Origin of the sequence: Mesorhizobium sp. SARCC-RB16n, from assembly GCF_008520305.1 — a bacterium.
Classification (GTDB): domain Bacteria; phylum Pseudomonadota; class Alphaproteobacteria; order Rhizobiales; family Rhizobiaceae; genus Mesorhizobium.
On record NZ_ML703265.1, the window covers coordinates 26817 to 45395 of the forward strand.

The 18579-nt window shown below is 63.8% G+C and carries 22 protein-coding genes; 12 read left to right on the top strand and 10 right to left on the bottom strand.

All coding sequences use genetic code 11. From position 1 onward, the window contains the following. Positions 1 to 18: 18 nt before the first annotated feature. Together bchE and C7I87_RS13145 are read right to left on the bottom strand one after the other, a co-directional pair. A complete protein-coding gene (gene bchE / locus C7I87_RS13140) occupies positions 19 to 1605 on the bottom strand; it encodes a magnesium-protoporphyrin IX monomethyl ester anaerobic oxidative cyclase (RefSeq protein WP_149904626.1) in 1587 nt (528 codons plus the stop codon). Between the two features lie 111 nt (positions 1606 to 1716). Next, positions 1717 to 2193, bottom strand: a complete 477-nt coding sequence (locus C7I87_RS13145; protein WP_149904627.1) for an Lrp/AsnC family transcriptional regulator — start codon at positions 2191 to 2193, stop codon at positions 1717 to 1719. 139 nt (positions 2194 to 2332) lie between these two features. On the opposite strand from C7I87_RS13145, the gene phhA reads away from it, so the two are divergent. Next, positions 2333 to 3169 (top strand): phenylalanine 4-monooxygenase, encoded by an 837-nt coding sequence (gene phhA / locus C7I87_RS13150; RefSeq protein ID WP_149904628.1) that lies wholly within the window; start codon positions 2333 to 2335, stop codon positions 3167 to 3169. Positions 3170 to 3235: 66 nt separating this feature from the next. On the opposite strand, the gene C7I87_RS13155 is transcribed toward phhA, so the two are convergent. Next, on the bottom strand, positions 3236 to 3682 hold the full coding sequence (locus C7I87_RS13155; RefSeq protein ID WP_210250632.1) for an Lrp/AsnC family transcriptional regulator: 447 nt from the start codon (positions 3680 to 3682) through the stop codon (positions 3236 to 3238). A gap of 418 nt (positions 3683 to 4100) precedes the next feature. Between C7I87_RS13155 and C7I87_RS13160 the strand changes: the two genes are divergently transcribed. The 3 genes from C7I87_RS13160 (at position 4101) to C7I87_RS13170 (ending at position 7213) form a co-directional block, all read left to right on the top strand. Further along, a complete protein-coding gene (locus tag C7I87_RS13160) occupies positions 4101 to 4865 on the top strand; it encodes a transporter substrate-binding domain-containing protein (protein WP_246696267.1) in 765 nt (254 codons plus the stop codon). A gap of 78 nt (positions 4866 to 4943) precedes the next feature. Continuing rightward, a complete protein-coding gene (locus C7I87_RS13165; RefSeq protein WP_149904662.1) occupies positions 4944 to 6248 on the top strand; it encodes an NAD(P)/FAD-dependent oxidoreductase in 1305 nt (434 codons plus the stop codon). Continuing rightward, the gene (locus C7I87_RS13170) at positions 6245 to 7213 is read left to right on the top strand and encodes an amino acid ABC transporter permease (protein ID WP_149904630.1); all 969 of its coding nucleotides are present in this window, start codon (positions 6245 to 6247) and stop codon (positions 7211 to 7213) included. The genes C7I87_RS13165 and C7I87_RS13170 overlap by 4 nt, the downstream gene beginning before the upstream one ends. A gap of 19 nt (positions 7214 to 7232) precedes the next feature. Here C7I87_RS13170 and C7I87_RS13175 read toward each other — a convergent pair whose 3' ends face one another. After that, entirely contained in the window at positions 7233 to 7724 is a 492-nt protein-coding gene (locus tag C7I87_RS13175) for a MarR family winged helix-turn-helix transcriptional regulator (RefSeq protein ID WP_149904631.1), read from the bottom strand. Between the two features lie 95 nt (positions 7725 to 7819). Here C7I87_RS13175 and C7I87_RS35220 point away from each other — a divergent pair, with 95 nt between their 5' ends. Then, positions 7820 to 7987: a hypothetical protein gene (locus C7I87_RS35220; protein ID WP_188393833.1), complete on the top strand. Its 168-nt coding sequence runs from the start codon at positions 7820 to 7822 to the stop codon at positions 7985 to 7987. Positions 7988 to 8202: 215 nt separating this feature from the next. Here the strand turns inward: C7I87_RS35220 and C7I87_RS13180 are convergent, their stop codons facing one another. Continuing rightward, positions 8203 to 8964, bottom strand: coding sequence for a GGDEF domain-containing protein (locus C7I87_RS13180; RefSeq protein WP_149904632.1), 762 nt, complete (start codon positions 8962 to 8964; stop codon positions 8203 to 8205). Between the two features lie 160 nt (positions 8965 to 9124). Here C7I87_RS13180 and C7I87_RS13185 point away from each other — a divergent pair, with 160 nt between their 5' ends. Beyond that, on the top strand, positions 9125 to 9829 hold the full coding sequence (locus C7I87_RS13185) for a pyrimidine 5'-nucleotidase (protein WP_149904633.1): 705 nt from the start codon (positions 9125 to 9127) through the stop codon (positions 9827 to 9829). A 131-nt stretch (positions 9830 to 9960) separates the two neighbouring features. On the opposite strand, the gene C7I87_RS13190 is transcribed toward C7I87_RS13185, so the two are convergent. Continuing rightward, positions 9961 to 10806, bottom strand: coding sequence for an LOG family protein (locus C7I87_RS13190; RefSeq protein WP_149904663.1), 846 nt, complete (start codon positions 10804 to 10806; stop codon positions 9961 to 9963). Positions 10807 to 10949: 143 nt separating this feature from the next. Here C7I87_RS13190 and dapD point away from each other — a divergent pair, with 143 nt between their 5' ends. The 4 genes from dapD (at position 10950) to C7I87_RS13210 (ending at position 13421) form a co-directional block, all read left to right on the top strand. Beyond that, positions 10950 to 11804 carry a 2,3,4,5-tetrahydropyridine-2,6-dicarboxylate N-succinyltransferase gene (gene dapD, locus C7I87_RS13195; protein WP_149904634.1) on the top strand — a complete coding sequence of 285 codons (855 nt, stop codon included), beginning with the start codon at positions 10950 to 10952 and terminating at the stop codon, positions 11802 to 11804. Between the two features lie 72 nt (positions 11805 to 11876). Further along, entirely contained in the window at positions 11877 to 12239 is a 363-nt protein-coding gene (locus C7I87_RS13200; protein WP_149904635.1) for a DUF805 domain-containing protein, read from the top strand. Then, complete coding sequence (locus tag C7I87_RS13205) at positions 12232 to 12609, top strand: DUF805 domain-containing protein (protein ID WP_246696265.1); 378 nt, start codon at positions 12232 to 12234, stop codon at positions 12607 to 12609. Before C7I87_RS13200 ends, C7I87_RS13205 begins: the two co-directional genes overlap by 8 nt. A 32-nt stretch (positions 12610 to 12641) precedes the next feature. Then, positions 12642 to 13421, top strand: coding sequence for a hypothetical protein (locus C7I87_RS13210; RefSeq protein WP_149904637.1), 780 nt, complete (start codon positions 12642 to 12644; stop codon positions 13419 to 13421). Here C7I87_RS13210 and C7I87_RS13215 read toward each other — a convergent pair. Further along, positions 13321 to 14358 (bottom strand): 2-dehydropantoate 2-reductase, encoded by a 1038-nt coding sequence (locus C7I87_RS13215; protein WP_149904638.1) that lies wholly within the window; start codon positions 14356 to 14358, stop codon positions 13321 to 13323. The genes C7I87_RS13210 and C7I87_RS13215 overlap by 101 nt on opposite strands. Before the next feature lie 124 nt (positions 14359 to 14482). Here C7I87_RS13215 and dapE point away from each other — a divergent pair, with 124 nt between their 5' ends. Both dapE and C7I87_RS13225 read left to right on the top strand, forming a co-directional pair. After that, positions 14483 to 15676: a succinyl-diaminopimelate desuccinylase gene (gene dapE / locus C7I87_RS13220; RefSeq protein WP_149904664.1), complete on the top strand. Its 1194-nt coding sequence runs from the start codon at positions 14483 to 14485 to the stop codon at positions 15674 to 15676. 5 nt (positions 15677 to 15681) lie between these two features. Beyond that, positions 15682 to 16314, top strand: coding sequence for a transporter (locus C7I87_RS13225; protein ID WP_149904639.1), 633 nt, complete (start codon positions 15682 to 15684; stop codon positions 16312 to 16314). A 33-nt stretch (positions 16315 to 16347) separates the two neighbouring features. On the opposite strand, the gene truA is transcribed toward C7I87_RS13225, so the two are convergent. Genes truA through fmt form a run of 3 tightly spaced genes read right to left on the bottom strand, consistent with a single transcriptional unit; the run spans position 16348 to position 18577 of the window. Beyond that, positions 16348 to 17097 (bottom strand): tRNA pseudouridine(38-40) synthase TruA, encoded by a 750-nt coding sequence (gene truA / locus C7I87_RS13230; protein ID WP_149904640.1) that lies wholly within the window; start codon positions 17095 to 17097, stop codon positions 16348 to 16350. Positions 17098 to 17120: 23 nt separating this feature from the next. Further along, positions 17121 to 17627 (bottom strand): GNAT family N-acetyltransferase, encoded by a 507-nt coding sequence (locus C7I87_RS13235; protein WP_019862469.1) that lies wholly within the window; start codon positions 17625 to 17627, stop codon positions 17121 to 17123. After that, positions 17624 to 18577, bottom strand: a complete 954-nt coding sequence (fmt, locus tag C7I87_RS13240) for a methionyl-tRNA formyltransferase (protein WP_149904641.1) — start codon at positions 18575 to 18577, stop codon at positions 17624 to 17626. The genes C7I87_RS13235 and fmt overlap by 4 nt, the downstream gene beginning before the upstream one ends. Positions 18578 to 18579 lie beyond the last annotated feature (2 nt).

The window sequence follows — 18579 nt, forward strand, 5'->3', positions numbered from 1 at the left end:
CGGCCAGGACGCGACGGGTCAGGCCGGCGGCGGCGAGACGCGAAGTGCGCGCTGCTCAGGGGCCGCATTTTGCACGGCGGCAGGCACCGTTGCAGGTCTCTTCGCCGGACGCGCGGCGACCATAGATTCCTCCTCGGCGTCCTGCGGCGCCCCCCAGAATGCGGCCAGCGTCGGACCATCCTTCACGCGTCGGTCCGTTACCAGGAATCCCCAGACCTCGCGGAACCAGACGCGGCGACCCATTTTGGTGTACCAGCGCATCGAGTGCCGCTGTTCAGGATCGGGGTGGAACAGGATGCGCGCCAGCGCTTTCGGGCGTGACTGCACCGCGACCTCGATCAGCTTGACCGAGAAGAACAGCATCCATGGCTTCAGCCTTGTCATGTGCAGCACCTGGTGCTTGTAGTCCCACAGGCGGGCGTCCTTCTGGATCACCCTGCGATCTCGTGCGATCCTGAAAAAGGGCGTCCAGCGATGCGGCGTCACGTAAAGCGCCTGGATCTGGTCGGGGTCATAGGCGAGGAGCTGGCGGAAGCCGCGCCACAGATCGCGAAACCCCTCGTCCTCGAAGCCGGCCACCCAGGTCGCCATCGACAGGATGCCGTGCTTTCGCAACAGCCTTATCGCCTCGCGGTCGGACGAGGTGCTGCCACCCTTGCGGATCAATTCAAGCGTCTGTTCGTCGGTGTTTTCCATCCCGAGCAGCCAGCGGATGACGCCGGCCTTGCGGTAGAGGTGCAGGATATCGGCGTCGCGCACGATGTCGTCGGCGCGCGTCGAGCCGACGATCAGCACCGGCACGTCCTCGGCGATCATCGCATCCAGGAAGGCGCGCCAGGCCTTCTTCGAAACCGTCGGGTTCTCGTCGGCGAGGTTGATCAGCTCGACGCCGTGCTCGCGGTGTAGCCAGGCAATCTCCTGCGCGAATTTCTTGGGATCGCGATGGCGCCAGCGGGTCCAGAAACCGCGCTGGCCGCAATAGTTGCATAGATGCGGGCAGCCGCGCGAAAACTGCATGACCACGGCGCGCTTGCCGCCCCAGTAGCTGTATCCGCGGTGGTCGATCAGTTCCCAGCCGACGCGGTAGGCGTCGAGGTCGGCGATCGTCATCGCCGCTTGCGTGGCGAAGGGACGACCGAGGTCATCGCGATAGGCAATGCCGGCCACGCTTGCCGGCGGCTGGCGCATTTCCACCGCCTCGACCAGCGCCACCACGGTCGCCTCGCCCTCGCCGCGCACGATAAAGTCGAAAACATCCGTTTCCATCAGGATGTCACGCCAGTGATAGGTCGGGAACACGCCGCCGTAGAGGATGATCGTCGCCGGCTCGCGCGCCTTGATCATCCCGGCGATCAACAAGGCGGTCGGATGCGCCGAGGTCGATCCGGAATGGCCGATCAGGACGAAGTCGGGGCAGTCCTTCAGGGCTTCCGCGACGACCGAGGCGAGCGGCATCGGCCCGAACTCGGCATCGACGAGCCGCACTTCGTGGCCGGCGTCGGTCAGCGGGCCGCCGATCGCCAGAAGACCAAGCGGCGGCAGGTGGTCGTCGGGCACGCGGCTGCCGATGGCTGTGTGCGGCGGATTGATCAGGACGATGTTCATCGCGGACCTCCAGGGAGTTGGTCCGCGCAAGCTGGCCGGCGATAGTGCCGCCCGATTGGCCCATTTCAGCAGTTTGCTTGCAGCTTTTCCGCAAAAAAGGGAAGGCCGGCATCATCGCCTGAGATGCGCGAGCGGCACGTGGCCGGGTCCCTTGATGTTCTGCAACACCAGTTGCGTGTGGACGTCGCGCACGCCGTCGAGCCGCATCAGCCTGTGCATGACGAAGGCGTTGAGCTCATCGACCGACGGCACCATGACATGCAGCAAAAAGTCGTGGTCGCCGGTCATCGTCCAGCACGACGATACCTCGTCCATGCGCTGAACGGCGGCAATGAAGCTTTCGGGCGACCCGTCGCTGTGGCTGACAAGGCGCACCTGGATGAACACCTCGACCATCAGGCCGACGGCGCGACGGCTGATCACGGCGGCAAAGCCCTTGATGATGCCGGCTTCCTGCAGCGCTTCGAAGCGCCGCGCGCAGGGCGTGGTAGAGAGGCCGATCTCCTGCGCCAGCTCGGAGACGGGCTTGCGCCCGTCGCGTTGCAGGACATCGAGCATCCTGATCTCGAAATCGTCGAATTGAGGCATTTTCACTCCTCTTAAGTGGATTGTGAGTGAATCTTACCTAGAATGTGGCGGGCGAGCCATCATCAAAACCGATTTTCCTCTGCGGGTTGGGTTAGCCTTGCGGCACGTCAGCCATTGATGATTTGCGAGGAGAGAAACCATGACGACGATGAGCGTTGCCGAATATGCCCGCGACTGTGCGGCGCAAGGGTTGCGCGGCGACTATTCGGTGTGCCGCGCCGATTTCACCGTGGCGCAGGGTTATGACTACAGCGCCGAGGAGCAGGCGGTCTGGCGCACGCTGTGCGATCGCCAGACCAAGCTGACACGCAAGCTCGCTCACCACTCCTATCTGGACGGCGTCGAGAAGCTCGGCCTGCTCGACGCCATTCCCGATTTCGCTGACGTCAGCGCCAAGCTGCGCAAGCTGACCGGCTGGGAGATCGTCGCCGTGCCCGGCCTCATTCCGGCCGCACCCTTCTTCGATCACCTCGCCAACCGCCGCTTCCCGGTCACCAACTGGCTGCGCACACGGCAGGAACTCGACTACATCGTCGAGCCGGACATGTTCCATGATTTCTTCGGCCATGTGCCGGTGCTGTCGCAGCCGGTGTTTGCCGACTTCATGCAGATGTATGGCAAGAAGGCCGGCGACATCATCGCGCTGGGCGGCGACGAGATGATTACCCGGCTCTACTGGTACACGGCCGAATATGGCCTGATGCAGGAGGCCGGCCAGCCGCTGAAGGCCTTCGGCGCCGGGCTGATGTCGTCGTTCACCGAGTTGCAGTTCGCGATCGAGAGCAGGGACGCCCACCACGTGCCTTTCGACCTCGAGACGGTGATGCGCACCGGCTACGAGATCGACAAGTTCCAGCGCGCCTATTTCGTGCTGCCGTCCTTCGACGCCTTGCGAGATGCCTTCCAGACCGCGGATTTCGAGGCGATCGTCGCGCGCCGCAAGGGGCAGCCGGCGCTCGACCCGGCGACGGTCTAGTCCGACTGCATGGCGGCCCTGGCTGGCGGAGCGTTCTCCTCCGCCGCCGGGACATCCCGCCACCTCCTACAATGCGTAGATGGTCCGGTTGAACTTCGTCTCCATCACCACATGGGAAGCGGTTTTGATGACGCCGCCGATTTCATTCACGGCATTCACCTCCCTGTTCAGCTTCTCGAGCGTCTCGGCGGCAAGGTGGATGATCAGGTCCCACTCGCCGGTTATGGCGTAGACCGCCTGGATCGAAGGCATCGCCTTGATCTTTCTGGAGACGTCCGGGTAGCTCTTGTTGTTCAGGGCGGCGAGCGTGAAACAGTGGACGGCGTTCTGGGCCACCGCCTTGGTCAGCCGCACGGAATAACCTTCGATAATGCCGCCGGCCTCCAGCTTCTGTATGCGCTCCTGCAGCGCTGTCCGCGATACGCCGAGCTGACGTGCCAGTGACGCCACCGGCTCACGCGCATTCTTCTGCATCAGCGCGAGCAGCTGACGATCCTTGTCGGTCAATTCCACAAACTAATCCTCTCGCTCGATCCGCGCTGTAACCATCTCAGCTGTCACGATCTTATCGGCTGAACCGCCTCCGGGACAATCCGGAAGACTGGCCGGCGCGGACACATCCGGCACTTTGCCGTCTCAAGGCACGCAATGACTGCGCGATCGCCATTATCCCGCATTTCGCCGGGTAGAACCCTTCCTTTTGCGACCTGACTGTCCGGGGTCACAAACGCCGGTCCATCAGGGGGAATCAGCTTCGGCTGTGGTGGGCACAAACCGAAACCGATCCACGTTGAACCTGTGGCTGAAGGCGCTGAGGTCCGACGTCTGTCACGCATCCTGTCAGTTCAACCACAAGGGAGGGATAACTTTGAAAAAGCTGCTCGATTTAGCTGTTCTTGCCGCCGCGACATTGGCGATCACAACGGCAGCCATGGCCGGGGAAACCCTGGACCGCGTCACATCGAAGAAGGCGATGGTCATCGCCACCAACGCGGCCTGGCCGCCACAGAGCTTTCTCAACGACAGCAACGAACTCGCCGGCTTCGACATCGATGTCTCGCGCGAGATCGGCAAGCGGCTCGGTGTCGACGTCTCGTTCGAAACGCCCGACTGGGCGACGCTGACCGGCGGGCGCTGGCAAGGACGCTACGACCTCGGCGTCGGGTCGGTCACGCCGACCAAGGCCCGTTCCAAGGTGATCGACTTTGTCGGCATCTATTATTACAGCCCCTATGTCTACGTCGTGCACAAGGACAGCGGCGCGAAGTCGGTCGCCGATCTTAACGGCAAGGTCATCGGCGTCGAGACGGCCACCACCTCGGAGGATTTCATCCGCCGCAAGCTGGAAATCGACGCGCCCGGGCTGGCTCCCATCGAATACAAGCTCGAGCCGGGGGAGGTCCGCACCTACGCGGATTCCATGCTTCCCTTCGATGACCTGCGGCTTGGCGACGGCGTGCGCCTGAATGCGGTGATCGCCCCGGAGCAGACGGCGCAGAACGCCATCAAGAACGGCTATCCCGTGAAGATCCTCGAAGGCGAGTACGCTTTCCGCGAGCCGCTCGTCGTCATCGCCGAGAAGAAGGATCCCGAGTGGACCGCAAAGGTCGCCGGCATCATCACCGAGATGAAGACGGACGGCACGCTCGCCGCGCTGACCACGAAGTGGTACGGCAAGGACTACAGCGCCAAGTAACGTCATTCCGCCGGCTGCCCCTCGGCAGCCGGCGGACGTCACACCACCAAATGCATGCCGCTCACCGCAAAGTCGCCGATGGCCTATCCGGACACCTATTACGCACGCACTCTGACCGACCGGAAGACGAGGCCTCCGCTCAAAGGCGAGGTGCAATGTGAGGTGGCCGTCGTCGGCGCCGGACTGGCCGGACTGACGACGGCGCTGCAGCTGGCGCGCGCCGGACTGCATGTCGCCGTGCTGGAAGCCCAGCTCGTCGGTTTCGGCGCTTCGGGCCGCAATGGCGGTTTCGTCACGCCGGGCTTCGCCACCGGCGGCGACAATATCGCCGCACGTGTCGGCGGCGAGGCGGCGCGCGACCTGCACCGGCTGTCGATCGAAGGCGTCGAATTAGTGCGCGACACCATCGAGGCGCTCGGAATATCGGCTGCCCAGCCGCGTGCCGGGCTTACCAGCGTCTTGCGCTACGACGACGGCGATGCGCTGAAGGCCTATGCCGATCAGATGGCACGCGACCATGGCTATGAACTTCAGTATCTCGAGAGAGAAGACGTCCGAGCGGTGCTGAAGTCCGTCCGCTACCACCAGGGCCTGCGCGACCCCAATGCCTTTCACATCCATCCGCTCAACTATCTTCGTTGCCTGGCCGACGAGATCGAGCGGCTTGGCGGCGATATCCATGAAAGCTCCGAGGTCGTGCAGTGCGATCTGTCGGAACCGCAAAAGATGCTCCGCACCAGACAGGGCACGCTTCGGGCGCCCCGGGTCGTGCTCGCGACCGGCGGCTACACCGGCCCGGTATTCGGGCAGCTCCACCGCGCTTTTCTGCCCATCGCGACCTATGTGATGGTTTCCGAGGCGGCTCCCCGCCTCATTGCGCAGGCCGTGGCCACGACGGATGCCGTCGGCGACAACAGGCGGGCCGGCGACTATTATCGTCTGGTCGAGAGCGGCAATCGTCTCTTGTGGGGCGGACGCATCACCACGCGCGCCGCTTCCGCCGACGCGCTGGCGCGCGAATTGCGCCGCGAGATGGTCGGCACCTACCCGCAGCTTGCCGGCCTCAAGACCGAACTGGCCTGGTCGGGGCTGATGTCCTATGCCCGGCATCTGATGCCCCAGATCGGGCAGCTGCAGCCAGGCGTCTGGTACTGCACCGCTTTCGGCGGCCATGGCCTCAACACCACGGCGATTGCCGGAAAAATTATCGCCGAGGGCATTCTGGGCGTTTCGGACCGGTACCGGCAGTTCGCGCCGTTCGGACTGAGTTGGGCTGGCGGGGGCGCCGGCCTGGCCGCCGCGCAGCTCACCTACTGGAAACTGCAGGCGCAGGACTGGTGGCGGGAACGCCGAGCCACCGCCAAGGACAAGGTGGCGGCATGATCGGCAGGCTGATGCTCTCCCATCCAGGGCTCGCCCGCCGCGCCGCCGGCGCGCTTTTCCCGGCGCTGCTGGCCGCGGCCCTCTATGCCATGGGCATCAAGTCGAGCTGGATCGGCTCGTTGATGCCGCTTGCATCGGACTGGTTGCAGGCCAACCCAGCCTTGTCGCGCGCCCTCTCCGCCGCGTTGATCGCGCTCCTGGTGCTGGTGAATTGCAAGCTGCTGCTGTTTCTGCCCCGACGCCAGCAGATCGCCGGCGTCTGGATCGAGCTGTTCGCGCTGCTGATGCTGTTCTTCTATTCCTTCGACCTCTCCTTTGCCTTCATCGCCAGGAAGGTCGGCTTCCTGATCACCCAGGGCGTCACCACGACGCTTTACATCTCGGCGATCTCGATCCTGATCGCGACGACCATCGCGCTTGTCGGTGCCATCGCCAAGCTGACCGGCAACGGCATCGTTTACGGGCTGGCGACCTTCTACACGTCGCTGTTTCGCGGCCTGCCATTGCTGATGCAGATCTACATCATCTATCTCGGCCTGCCGCAGGTCGGCTACGTGATCGGCGCGGTGCCGGCAGGTATCGTGGCGCTGTCGCTGTGTTACGGCGCCTACATGACCGAGATTTTCCGCGCCGGCATCGAAAGCATTCCGCGCGGTCAAAGCGAAGGCGCCACGGCGCTCGGCCTGAGCCCCGGCCAGACCATGGCGCTGGTCATCCTGCCGCAGGCCATGCGGGTCATCATCCCGCCGACAGGCAACCAATTCATCGCCATGTTGAAGGATTCCTCGCTGGTATCGGTCGTCGGCGTCTGGGAGATCATGTATCTCGCCCGCACGATGGGCCAAACGGAGTTCCGCCATATCGAGATGCTGATCACCGCCTCGATGATCTACTGGATCCTGTCGATCGCACTGGAATTCGGCCAGGCCTATCTCGAACGGCGCTTCGGCCGATCGGAACGGTAGGTGTTTTAGGCGACATGTATCAGCGCGGCTGCGGTGCCTCGGCCTTCAGCCGCACAAGCTGGTCGCGTTGCAGATCGAGCGCCGCGGTGACGAAGCGCCGAATGGTGGCAAGCTCGGCGTCGCTGAACGTGGCGATGACCTTCTCGCCTTCCCGCGCGATGGCGCCGTAATAGCGCGCCGACAGCTCCCGTGTTGTCTCCGTTGCCTCGATAACCACCTTGCGCCTGTCCTCGAGGCTGCGCGTGCGCGTCAAGAGGCCCCGCGCCTCCAGCCGATCGATCAGCGCGGTCACCGCGGCCGGCGTCAGCCCGGTCGCGGTCGCGATCGCGCCGGCCGATTGCGGGCCGCCATGGAGCAGTCCGATACAATGGCGCTCGGCCATGTTGAGGCCGAGTCTCGCCCCTACCGCCTCGTCATAGGCCTGCGTCGCGTCCTGCCACTGCATAATGGCAAGGCCAATCTCGGCGGCCAGTTCGTTGCGATCTTCGCTTGACGAATTTGTTTCGATCATCTAATTATCAATATGTCTAACATTTAGACTATTATAGCAATATGCGGCTGGCGTCCCGACAAGGCAAGAGCCGCCTCCCCACAGGGATATGAAAAATGAGCTTGATTCAACAGCGTACGCCTCTCTCGCACGAGGAAGAATTCAAATACGCCAAGCTGGCGATGGAATGGTATGGCTGGGGGTCTCCGATTGGCCTCGGCATCCTGCTGGTGTCGCTGGCCGCCGCCGCCGTGTTGGTGCGCATCGCGGTCTACGGCCTGTAATGATGGCTGTCGCCGCCAGCGAGGCATTGCCGGTCGCCATCATTGGCACCGGCGTCGCCGGGCTGGCTTTTACGCCATGCTTCGTCGGCAAACAGTTGGCGTCTGTCTGTTCGAGGCACGATCGCGCGAAACCCGAGCGAAGGTGCGTTCCTCACCTGGCGCCCACCATTGAGGCCGCCTGCCTCGTTGCGACGCCGGCTGTCATTCGTGATCAGTCACGCGGCGGCCGAGATATCCGTGCCCAGGATCGTCAGGTTGCGGCCCGCATGTTTGGCCTGGTAGAGACGCCGGTCCGCGGCGCGCATCAACTCCGATACGTTGACGTCCTCGCCGCAGACGGTGCCGCCGATGCTGACGGTCAACGGAATGGTCCGTTCATCGACCGGCCGGAAGCGGATCAGCTCGACCTCGCGGCGGATCCGTTCGGCAACGCGCTTGGCCTCCTGTTCCGTGGCCCCGGTCAGAAACGCGCCGAACTCCTCGCCGCCGATGCGGCCGAGCACGTCGCCACTGCGCACGCCGCGCTCGATGGCGCTGGCGATCAACAGCAGCGCCTCGTCACCGGTCAGGTGACCGAAATTGTCATTGATCGTCTTGAAGTGGTCGGCGTCGATGATCAGCAGCGCGCCGCGGTCGGACTTGCGCCGGGAGCCGTCCAGCGCGGAGAAGAAGCTTTCCCGGTTGAGCATGCCGGTCATGTCGTCGCGGCTCGCCTTTTCCGCCAGGCGGCGGTGCGCGGCGGCGAGTTGGGCGTGTGCACGGGCAAGTTCGCGGTGCGCGTTCTTCAGCCTGTCGCTCTGCCAGAAAGTGCTGGCGCAGCCCACCCATGCAAGCACCAGCGGACAGAGCGTCGAGGTCAACCAGATCGTCCGGTTGACCGGAAACCCCATCGCCGGAACGATGATCAGCGTCAGCAAGAGAGAGGTGGCGACGGAGGCGAAAGCGATGGCGGCGGATTTCAGAATGATGCTGTTCATCGCGAGCTCCCACAGGACTGTCTCTGTGCCAGCAAGCCCTGAAGGCTACCTTTCCGGGATGCATAAAATTTGAATCGTGAGGCTATTTCTGCAACTTCAACGCGCAAAAGTTGTGGATAAAATCCCTTTCAGAATCCCTGTTTCATGCCATAAGGAGCGCATGACCACGCTCCCCGATCCTGCCCGCTTCGCCCACGTCACCGACTGGGTGTTCGACCTCGACAACACGCTCTATCCGCACCACTCGAATCTGTTCTCGCAGATCGACGTCAAGATGACCGCCTATGTCGGGGAGCTGCTGGCGCTGCCGCGCGAGGAGGCGCGCAAGCTGCAGAAGGAGCTTTATCTCGAATACGGTACCACGCTGAATGGGTTGATGACGCGCCATGGCATCGATCCCGACGACTTCCTCGAGAAGGTCCATGACATCGACTATTCGTGGCTGGTGCCCGATCCTGTTCTCGGCACTGCCATCCGCCAGCTTCCCGGCCGCAAGTTCATCTTCACCAATGGCGACCGCAGGCACGCCGAGCGTACCGCACGCCAGCTCGGCATCCTCGACCATTTCGACGACATCTTCGATATCGTCGCCGCCGGCCTCAACCCCAAGCCGGCGCGCCAGACCTACGAGAAATTCGCCGAACTGCACGCCGTCACCGGCCACAATGCGGTGATGTTCGAGGATCTCGCCCGCAACCTGGCCGTGCCGAAGTCGCTGGGCATGACCACGGTTCTCGTGGTGCCGCGCAATTTCGAGCCGACCTTCTCGGAAATCTGGGAACGCGACCCGGCCAACGAGGATGACGTCGATTTCGTCACCGACGATCTCGCCACGTTCCTCACGACCATAGTCGTAAGGGAGTGAGGAATTGAGGAATTGAGGAATTGAGGAATTGAGGAATTGAGGAATTGAGGAATTGAGGAATTGGTCGGGACGCAAGGCTGTCCGTTATTTCGTCAATTCTTCATTTCCTCATTTCCCCGCTCCTCCAATTCCTATTCCCCTAGCTTGTAGAAGCGGCTGATGATGCCCCAGGCCTCGTCGGCTGTGTCGACGAAATCGATGATGTCCTGGTCGCCCGGGCTGATCGTGCCTTGCTCGGCAAGGAAGTCGAGGTCGATCGCCCGTTTCCAGAAGGACTTGCCGAACAGGATCACCGGCACGCGCTCCATGCGCCCGGTCTGGATCAGCGTCAGCGTCTCGAAGAACTCGTCCATCGTGCCGAAGCCGCCGGGAAACACCGCCACGGCCTTGGCGCGCATGACGAAGTGCATCTTGCGGATGGCGAAATAGTGGAAGTTGAAACAGAGCTCCGGCGTAACATAGGGATTCGGCGCCTGCTCGTGCGGCAGCACGATGTTGAGCCCGATCGACGGCGCGCCGACATCGTCGGCGCCGCGGTTTCCCGCTTCCATCACGCCCGGCCCGCCACCGGTCACCACAACATATTCGCGATAATATGAAGTGGCCGACTGCTGCGAGCAGAGGCGGGCGAATTTGCGCGCCTCTTCGTAATATTTGCTGTTTTCCTCGAGGTTCTTCTTCTGCGTCTCGTTCTTGGCCGCCCAGGCCTCGCCGCCCGGTTCGGGCAGGCGCGCGCCGCCGAACAGGATCACCGTTGAACGGATGCCGCGCTCGGCCAGGATCATTTCCGGCTTCAGCAGTTCCAGTTGCAGCCTGACCGCGCGCAATTCGCGCCGCGTCATGAAGTCGGGATCGTTCCAGGCCAGGCGGTAGGTTTCGGCCCGCGTCTGCGGCGTGTCCGGCACGCTTTTCGACCGCTCCAGATCCTCGTCCGAATGCGGCAGCGGCGTCCATCCCGCCTTTTCCATGGGAGTCATCGAGTCCACCCGTCCATTCCTTTACTTTGCGTCGTCCCGTGACGCAGCCGCGATTGACCCCCATTGAGCCTTAACATAGGGTCCGCGCGACTTTTAAACAGGTTAAGGCGCAGCCCTTAACAGCTTGGTAATGGAGCAAATTCATGTCGAAGCCCGATCTGGCGAGCCTCGAAAAGACCATCGACAAGGCCTTCGACGAACGCGACGCCATTTCGACCGCCACCCGCGGCGAGGTGCGCGACGCCATCCAGTCGGCGCTCGACCTGCTCGACCGCGGCACCGCCCGCGTCGCCGAGCGGCAGGCCGACGGCAAGTGGCATGTCAATCAGTGGCTGAAGAAGGCGGTGCTGCTCTCCTTCCGGCTCAATCCGATGGAGATCATCAAGGGCGGCCCCGGTGAGGCCGTGTGGTGGGACAAGGTGGCGTCGAAGTTCGACGGCTGGAGCGCCGTCGATTTCGAGAAGGCAGGCTTCCGCGCCGTGCCGTCGTCGATCGTGCGCCGCTCGGCCTATGTCGCACCCGGCGCCGTCTTGATGCCGTCCTTCGTCAATGTCGGCGCCTATGTCGATAGCGGCACCATGGTCGATACCTGGGCTTCTGTCGGCTCCTGCGCCCAGATCGGCAAGAATGTCCACCTTTCGGGCGGCGTCGGTATCGGCGGCGTGCTGGAGCCGATGCAGGCCGGTCCCACCATCATCGAGGACAATTGCTTCATCGGCGCGCGTTCCGAAGTGGTCGAGGGCTGCATAGTGCGCGAAGGCTCGGTGCTCGGCATGGGCGTCTTCATCGGCCAGTCGACCAAGATCGTCGACCGCGCCACCGGCGAGATCTTCTATGGCGAGGTGCCGCCGAATTCCGTCGTCGTCGCCGGATCGCTGCCGGGCAAGCCTTTTCCAAACAACGAACCAGGCCCGGGCCTCTATTGCGCCGTCATCGTCAAGCGGGTCGATGCCAAGACCCGGTCCAAGACCTCGATCAACGAATTGCTGCGCGATTGATCTTTCAGCCGGGCAGGCGCACCTTCCGCCGGCGCGACGATCGGTCGCGCTGGTTCAACATGGAGGGGTGACATGGACTGGAAGTATCTGCTCACGAGTTTCGACGGCCGCATCAACCGCGCCAAGTTCTGGGCCGGTATCGGCATATTCATCGTGATCGCCATCGTAGCCTTCATTCTCGATGCGATCCTCGGCACACGTTTCACCACCGCCGGCGGCGCCCAGGTCGGCGTCATCGGCATCCTCGTCGCGATCGGGTCGATTTATTTCGCGATTGCCCTCTATGCCAAACGCTGGCACGACCGGAACAAGTCGGGCTGGTGGACACTGATCGGCTTCGTACCCGTTATCGGCGGCATCTGGCTGCTGGTCGAACTCGGCATTCTCGAAGGCACCAGGGGTGCCAATCAATATGGATCGGACCCGCTTGCCTGAAAGATCGGATCTCACCTGGCTTTTCTTCAAGACATCGGGCCGCGTCAGCCGCGCGGCCTATTTTCTCGGCGGATTGCTCGTCGCCATCATCCAGGCGTTCCCGCTCTACCGCTTCACGCTCGTGCCGGAGGGCTCGGCCGAGAGCAATATGTGGTCGTTCATCTTCTTCATCGCCTTCATCGCTTCGCTGTGGTCGAACATCGCGCTGGCGGTGAAGCGGCTGCACGACCTCGACAAGCCGGGCATTACCGCGCTGATCCTGTTCGTGCCGATCGTCTCGATCGTCGCCTTCCTTGTGTTGTGCCTGTTTCCAGGGCAGCCTGGACCCAACCGCTACGGCCAGCGCACCAACGAGCCGGCTCAACCCTGAGGCCCGATTCATGAGGGGTCGGATATCTCGCCATGCGCTACCGCACGCTTGATCCGAAACTGATCGTCGAGACCGCCGAGCGGCTGGAAGGCCGAATCGCCGACCGCTTCCCCGAAGCGGGCTTGCGCGGCGTGGCGGCCGAACTGGTCTCGCTGTCGCGCGACCTGGCCAAGGCGGCAAAGGCACTCGAGGAACCGATCTGGTGGCTGCGCGGCCTCATCGTCGCGGTCTTCATCGCCGGCGTGCTGATCTTCGTGTTTGTCGGCACCATCCTGCCGCTCGACCGCATTTCCGGAACCGACGATGCTGTGCAATCGGTGCAAGGGATCGAGGCCTCGATCAACACCGTCATCCTCGCCGTGCTTGGCTTTCTGGCCCTGATTCGCACCGAGGAGCGCATCAAGCGCAAGAAGGTCTTTCGCCAGTTGCATGGACTGCGCTCGCTGATCCACGTTATCGACATGCACCAGTTGACCAAGGATCCGGCCACGCTTTCAGCCAGTTTCAAGCCGACCGCTCACTCCCCGACCCGCCGCCTCACCACAGCCGCCGATCTGGCGCGTTATCTCGACTATTGCTCGGAGATGCTGTCGATCACCGGCAAGGTCGCCGCCCTGTTCGCCCAGTCGGTCAATGATGATGTCGTCATCGACGGCGTCAACGACATCGAGAACCTGAGTTCGAACCTGTCGCGCAAGATCTGGCAGAAGATCACGCTGATCGACGGCCGGCCGGCGGCGCTAGAACCTTCTCCGGCGCCAAGCCCGGCGAGCCAAGCCGCTCGGCTTCCGCCGCGCGCACCAAGGCGCTAATCCGCTGGACCGTCGGCGCCGACGTGCCGGCTTTTTCAGCGAGCCGCAAAACGGCACCCTGCAGGTCGTTGATCTCGGTCGGCCGGCCGCGCCGCAGATCGTCCCACATCGACGAACGCGCCTCGGGGTCGATCGCCAGCATGCGCCGCGCCAGGAGCTTGAACAGCCAGTCGGGCAGCTTGAGTACCTTCGGCAGCAGCGCCGGCCGCAAGCCGGCGATGCGCGCCGGCTCGATGCCGGAAGCCTTCATCGCCCGCAGCGCCTCGTCGATCTGGCTGGCTAGGATCAGCCGCCAGCGCCTGTCGGCAAGTTCGGTTGCCAGCGGCAGGCCTGACAGCGCCACCAGCGCGTTGTTCAGGTTCATCAGAAGCTTGCCCCACAGCACGGCCTTCATGTCGCCATGCGTTTCGACAGCGAGACCTTCGACGTCGAGAAGGCCGGCAAGGCCGGCATCTTCGACCATTACCTTGCCGTCGCTGGCGCGGTGGACGCGCAGCGGCAGCTCTCCATCGGCTGATTGCACGACATTGAACGGCACCATGCCGGCCAGCACCGTTTGCTGGCCAAGTGCCGCGCGCAGCCTGTCGGCATTGTCGACGCCGTTCTGCAGGCTCACCACCACGGCATCGGGACGGGCATAGGCCTTGATGAGGGCTGCCATATCCTGCGTCGCGCCGCTCTTGACGGTAACCAGGATCACATCGGCCTCCGGCAAGGCGGCGGCCGGATCGGTGGTGACGGCAAGCGCTTCGGGCTTGATTAGGCTATCGCGGCCCTCGAGGTCGCTGACGCGCAATCCGCCCTGCCGCAGCGCTGCCTCGATGCGCGGCCGGGCGAGCAGGACAGCCTGCCGGCCGGCGAGTGCCAGGCAGCCGCCGGCATAACAGCCAATGCTGCCGGCGCCGGCAATGACGATCCTCTTTTCCCCGTTTGGCATCTCTTGCTCCGCACCAGTCCAACTATACGACATGAAAACCATAATGTCGGCGGTATCGCCGGCCATTGCATTGGCCCTATGTCTGGCCGTGACAGGCCTTTCGCTTTCGACTATCGCTTTTGCCATGACGCTGCCGACCGATCCCGCCACAAATCTCGCCTCTCTCATCCGCTGTGCCTCGGTGACACCAGCCGAAGGCGGCGCGTTGAGCGCGCTGGAGGCGATGCTGAAACCGCTCGGCTTCCTGGTCGATCGGCCGGTGTTTTCCGAGGACGGCACGCCAGATATCGAGAACCTCTATGCACGACGCTCCGGCAACGGCCCGCATCTGATGTTCGCGGGCCATACCGACGTGGTGCCTGTCGGCGACGAAGCCGCCTGGACGCATCCGCCTTTCGCCGCCGAGATCGCCAATGGCGAGATGTATGGCCGCGGCGCCGTCGACATGAAAGGCGGCATTGCCTGCTTCGTCGCCGCGGTGGCGCGCCATGTCGAGGCAAATGGCGGCCCGAAAGGCTCGGTCTCGCTGCTGATCACCGGCGACGAGGAAGGGCCGGCCATCAACGGCACGGTCAAGCTGCTCGAATGGGCCGCGTCCAAAGGCGAGAAATGGGACGCGTCGATCGTCGGCGAGCCGACCAATCCGGACACGCTCGGCGACATGATCAAGATCGGGCGGCGCGGCTCGATGTCGGGCAGTATCACCATCAATGGCCGCCAGGGGCATGCCGCCTATCCGCAGCTCGCCGACAATCCGGTCCGCGGCCTGATGAGCCTGGTGGACGCCCTGCTGCATCCTGTCTTCGACAAGGGCACCAAGGATTTCCAACCGACCAACCTGGAGGTGACCTCCATCGATGTCGGCAACCCAGCCACCAATGTCATCCCCGCCAAGGCGATCGCGACCTTCAACATCCGCTTCAACGATACCTGGACGGCCGAGACGGTCCAGGCGGAAATCCACAACCGTCTGGATCAGGCGGCGGGGCGCAAGAAATACCGGCCAGGCAAGAAGACGCCAGTCGACTATGACCTCGTCTGGCGCGACCGGCCGAGCCATGTCTTCCTGACCCGCGACGACAGGCTGATCGAGACGCTGAGCGGCTCGGTCAAGGCGGTGGTCGGCAAAAAACCGGCGCTGTCCACCTCCGGCGGCACATCGGACGCGCGCTTCATCAAGGATTACTGCCCGGTGGTCGAATTCGGCCTGGTCGGCAAGACCATGCACATGGTCGACGAGCGCGTCGCCATCGCCGATCTGGAAACGCTGACGCGGATCTACCAGCGCTTCATCGACGACTGGTTCGGACAGGGCTGACCAGCATGCTTTCGGCGGACGAAACCCAAGCTTCGCTGACCGGCGCCTGGCGGCTGATGCTCGGCAAAGTCGACGGACTGCGCCTGCTCGACCTGTCGGCCGACGGCTTCTGGAATTCGTTCTTCGCCATCATCGTCGCGGCTCCGGCGCTGATCGTCGGCTGGGTCGGCATCGCCAACGAGATCGGCGATCCCGATGCCTTCGCCGGCCGCTTCAGCATGCTGGTGCGGCTGGCGACGGTCGATATCGGCTCGTGGGTGCTGCCGCTGGTCGCGCTCGCTTTGGTGGCGCCGCGCGCCGGCATTGGCGGGCGTTTCGTCCACTATGTCGTCGCCAGCAACTGGGCCTCGGCGATCACCGCCTGGCTGATGCTGCCTTCGGCGCTGATCAGGCTTTTCCTGTCGTCGACAAGCCAAGTCTCGAGCCTTGTCTCGCTACTGCTGTTCTCCCTGTCGATGGTGCTGACCTGGCGGATGACCAACGCCACGATCGGCAGGGGCGCGGCGGTCGGCACCGCGGTTTTCGTCGGTATGTTCATCGCTTCGCTGCTGGTGCTGTTCGGGCTGCAGATGCTGCTGGGCATCACCGTGCCGGACAATATCGGGGCTCAGAGCCTTTCCGGACTCTATTCCGGGTAGACCCGGGCTCTTATCCGGGATGGAACCGGAGTTCTATCCGGGATAATCGACGCCGATTAGAAAAAGCCCATCGGGCGGCGCCACCTGGCCGCAGGCGGCGCGGTCTCGCGCCTCGAGCGCGGTCTTGAGGTCGCCTGATGTCCAGCCGCCTTCGCCGACCCGCTTGAGCGAGCCGACCATGGAGCGCACCTGGTTGTGCAGGAAGGACCGCGCCGAGGCTCTCACTTCGATGACGTCGCCTGTTCGGCTGACATCGAGCCGCTCCAATGTCCTGACCGGGCTGTTGGCCTGGCACTGGGTTGAGCGGAAAGTGGTGAAGTCGTGCCGGCCGAGCAGGAGCTTCGCCGCCTCGTGCATGGCGGCGGCATCGAGCCGCTTCGGCACCCACCACACCTTGCCCTTCTCCAGCGCCGACGGCGCCCGCCGATTGAGGATGCGGTAGAGATAATGCCGGCCAGTGGCCGAGAAACGGGCATCGAAATCGTCCGGAACGATCGTGGCCTTCAGGATGACGATGCGCGCGCCGGCCGCCTGCAGATGGGCATTGATGGCATCGCGCACCTTGTCGTCGGGCCACGCCTTGGCAAGGTCGACATGCGCCACCTGCGCGATGGCGTGCACGCCGGCATCGGTGCGACCGGCAGCGCGCAAGCGGACATTCTCGCCGCAGAATTTCTCGATCGCCTGCTCGATCGCCTGCTGCACCGAAGGCTGGTCGGCCTGGTGCTGCCAGCCGGCAAAGAGGCTGCCGTCATATTCGATATCGAGGCGAAAACGCGGCATGCCGGTCGGTTATACGCTCTCGCCTAGGCGGCGAGAGCGGTAAAGGCGGAGGCGTAGACCAGCCTGCCGGCTTCGGGTGCGTCGCCCCAGGCCAGCGCCTGAAGCGCCTCGCCTTGGTATTCGCTTTCGAACTTTTCAGCGCGGGCGTGGCTATAGCCGAAACGGCCGTAATAGGCCGGATCGCCCAGCACAACGGCCAGCGTCTCGCCGGCGTCCTTGAGCCGGATATGGGCCTCGCGGATCAGCGCGCCGCCGATGCCGGAGCCGTGAAAAGACGGCTCCACCGCCAGCGGGGCTAGCGCCACGGCGGCAAAACTCTTGCCGCCGTTCTGCACGAACAGCCGCGAAAACAGGATGTGGCCAACGGCCTGGCCGTCCTCTTCCGCCACCAGTTCGACGACGGCGTCACCGCCGGTCACCAACGCGTCGACCAGCCCGGCCTCCGCCTGCTGGCCGAAAGCGTGTTCCTCGACGAGGCGAATGGCCTCGCGGTCCCGCGGCGTCGCCGCGCGTATCGACATCATGCTCATGAGAATTTCAGTCCTTTTTCGATCTTGGCTCCGCGCAGGAATTCCGACGCGGCGGCAGGCCTTCCGCCCGCACGTTGAACTTCGACCAGCCTGACCGCGCCTTTTCCGCAGGCGACCGTCAGCCGGTCATCGAGAATTCCTCCCGACTCGCCCAAATCTTCCGAAAGCGACAGGCCTTCGGACAGCGTCGAGCGAAGCAGTTTCAGCCGTTCCATGCGGCCGCCAATTTCAATCTCCGACCAGGCGCCAGGAAACGGCGACAGGCCACGAATGTGATTGTGGACCTCGGCCGCCGGCCGTGTCCACTCCACGCGCGTCTCGGATTTATCGATTTTCCAGGCGTAAGTCACCCCATCCACCGCCTGGGAGGTAAATGTCAGGGTGTTCTCTTCCAGCCGCGCCAGTGCTTCCACCATCAGGGCAGCGCCAACACTCATCAACCGATCATGCAGATCGCCGGCAGTCATATCGGGGTCGATGGCGCATTTTTCAACCAATCCCACCGGACCGGTATCCAGCCCCTCCTCCATACGCATCACCATCATGCCGGTCTCGGCGTCGCCGGCCATGATGGCGCGCTGGATGGGCGCGGCGCCGCGCCAGCGCGGCAAAAGCGACGCATGGCCGTTGAGGCAGCCAAGCCGGGGCGCCTCCAGAACCGCCTTGGGGAGGAGCAAGCCATAGGCGACGACCACGGCTATATCGGCGCCATGCGCGGCAAAAGCGGCCTGTTCGGCCTCACCCTTCAGCGATGTCGGCGTGCGCACCTCGATACCCAGCCGCTCGGCCTCGCCCTGCACCGGCGATGGCGTCAGCTCCAGCCCGCGTCGGCCGGCGGCGCGCGGCGGCTGCGTGTAAACGGCTGCTATCTCATGTCCGGCTTCGGCGATGGCGCGCAGCGTTGGCACCGAAAACTCCGGCGTGCCCATGAAGATGACGCGAAGGGGCATTG